The 2,427-nt window shown below is 36.5% G+C and carries 4 protein-coding genes; 2 read left to right on the top strand and 2 right to left on the bottom strand.

Annotation, left to right across the window (positions count from 1 at the left end):
* Positions 1 to 400 (bottom strand): GNAT family N-acetyltransferase (locus tag V7149_RS23900; protein ID WP_335348069.1); only part of this gene is annotated, 400 nt, incomplete at its 3' end.
* A gap of 202 nt (positions 401 to 602) precedes the next feature.
* On the opposite strand from V7149_RS23900, the gene V7149_RS23895 reads away from it, so the two are divergent.
* Positions 603 to 1,184 (top strand): sigma-70 family RNA polymerase sigma factor, encoded by a 582-nt coding sequence (locus V7149_RS23895; protein ID WP_335348068.1) that lies wholly within the window; start codon positions 603 to 605, stop codon positions 1,182 to 1,184.
* A complete protein-coding gene (locus V7149_RS23890; protein ID WP_335348067.1) occupies positions 1,174 to 1,860 on the top strand; it encodes a DUF3600 domain-containing protein in 687 nt (228 codons plus the stop codon). The genes V7149_RS23895 and V7149_RS23890 overlap by 11 nt, the downstream gene beginning before the upstream one ends.
* A gap of 104 nt (positions 1,861 to 1,964) precedes the next feature.
* On the opposite strand, the gene V7149_RS26670 is transcribed toward V7149_RS23890, so the two are convergent.
* Positions 1,965 to 2,378 (bottom strand): zinc-binding dehydrogenase, encoded by a 414-nt coding sequence (locus V7149_RS26670; protein ID WP_438824154.1) that lies wholly within the window; start codon positions 2,376 to 2,378, stop codon positions 1,965 to 1,967.
* Between the last annotated feature and the right edge of the window lie 49 nt (positions 2,379 to 2,427).

Genomic DNA, 2,427 nt, shown 5'->3' with positions numbered 1-2,427 from the left:
AAACAACTGCTCCAATTCGTGTTAATCCAAGTTCATTAAAGCCAAATGATACAATTTTGGAAACCACTTCAGCCGCATAACCCTTGCGCCAATGATTGGGATGGATCTCGTAGCCAATCTCGGCCCTCTTATGTTTAGGTGACCAGAGATTAAACCCGATTGTGCCAATGATTTCTTCTCCCCCGTCTTTTACCTGAATTCCCCATCTAATCCCACGTTTTTCATTGAAATTTTGTTCAAAAATTCGGATAAACTCTTTAGCCTGATCCATGCTTGTTAAAGTATCTTGTCCATAGAAACGTGTGACATCAGGATTGGAAAAACAATTGAAAACACCTTGCGTATCTTCTTCAACAAGTTCTCTTAGTAACAATCTTTCTGTTTCTAGTATTGGAAACATTCTCTCACTCCATTTGTGTATGTAGAGTTTATATTCTGGAAACTACCTACTTTTTCCTTTATCTCAATCCTTACTTTATAATCCTTATATAATGCAACCGATCATTTTTAAACGAAATAACAATATTTATTAATAATTATCGAACGAAACTTCAATATCTTACCAATATATAGTAGAAAACAATAAGGAGGTGTTCATTTGAATGACAGACCCTAATTATCATCATCCATTAATCGAACGGATTCTATCGGATGATAAGCAAGCGTACAACGAGCTTTATGAAAGAACAATCCCTGATATATATAAAACGTCTCGTTTCCTTATTGAGGACAAAGCTGATGTAGATGATTTGGTTCAGGAAATTTACATACAGCTCTTCAAATCTTTGAAAAAATATGATACCAACAGGCCATTTAAATCTTGGTATATGGGGATTGTCATGAAACAAATTCAGTCCTATCGACGAAAAAGATGGATGCATGTGAGGATTATTAAAAAGGCAGAAGCATTAAAACAGCCGGCAGTCTTAGATTTTTCAAATGAAGTTGTTAATAAATTAACCAATCAGGAGCTTGTTGAATTAGTTACTCAGCTGCCTTATAAGTTGCAACAGGTGATTATACTTCGTTATTTAAACGATTTTTCTCAAGACGAGGTTGCAAGAATTTTAGAGATTCCGCTTGGAACGGTGAAGTCACGAATTAATGCAGCATTAAATAAATTGCGTGCCAATGAGAAAGGAAAAAAACTTTTAGAGAATGCGAGGAATGTTTATGATTATTGAAAATCAGTTAAGAGAGTCTCTACAAGAAAAAGGCAATTCATTTATGCCCCCACCAGAATTAAAAACAAAAATCATAAGCAACATCGAAACTGCAAACGGAAAATTGAGAAAACGTTTGGCTGCAGGCATTTTAGCAGCAACCTTGCTCATCCCGACCGGAGTTTTTGCTTCCCAATCCTTTTTAGCTGATGACATTTACGGTTCCTTCGAAAACTTAAAGAAGCATATCTTTAAGGCCACTATGGATGGATACATGCTTTTAAGTGCGAAGTTATCACAGGCTAAAGGTGAACTAAACACAGAAGAATACAAGGAATTTAAGGAATTGCTAAATGTGGTAACGTCCTCGAAATTACAATATGGCGATCCATATGGAAATATAGATTATTCTCAAATTCCTTCAGAAGAACTAGTTCAAATCAAACAAGCGTTAATGGGCGTTCAGCCTTTCTTTGATAAACTAAATGGATTAAAGTCAAGTAAAGAAATCTTATCCTCTGAGGAGTATACAGCCTATATTGAAGCACTTATGACCTATGAGGAAGTGTTAGTAAAAAGTAATATTGATCCGAGTGAAGGGCCAATCGATATCGAAATGATCCCTTCCGATCTTCAAGCGGAGTTTATTAAAGCGAAGGATTTTATGAGCTACGTAGATAAAAAGCAAGTTCAGTGAACAAAAAGCGGGAGAATACTCCTGCTTTTTGTGTTTAAGTGGATTAGTGCAAGATGGAACATTTCTGTGATGTTATGGATACATCTTGGATTTGATAAATATAATTACTTTACATCCAATAAAATTTTTCCCGTGCTTTGCCTGCTTTCAATTAGCTTGTGAGCTTGTACTGCTTGATCTAAAGGAAAACGATGACTGATTTCAAATTTTAGTTTTCCCTCGCTTATGTATTGTAAAACTTGTTTAGCAGTATGCTGCAACGATTCTGGCCGGAGCCTTCTCGTTGTGCCTAAACTGAATCCGAGTACTGATCGGCAACTTGCATGCAAATCACTTGTATTAAATATGCCTGCAGTTCCGCTAGAGTTACCAAATTGAACCAACCGGCCATACGGTGCTAAACAGAGTAGACTTTTTTCAGTGACCACCCCTGCAACAGAATCTAAAACAATATTAACCCCCTGCCCATCTGTAATCTCATTTACCCGGTCTGCAAAGTTTTCTTTGTCATAACTAATGACATGATCTGCACCTGCCTTAATAGCAACCGATGCTTTCTTTTCATCT

The sequence above is a fragment of the Bacillus sp. JJ1503 genome (genome assembly GCF_036965125.1).
GTDB lineage: Bacteria > Bacillota > Bacilli > Bacillales > Cytobacillaceae > Cytobacillus.
This window is presented reverse-complemented; position numbering and strand designations above follow the sequence as displayed.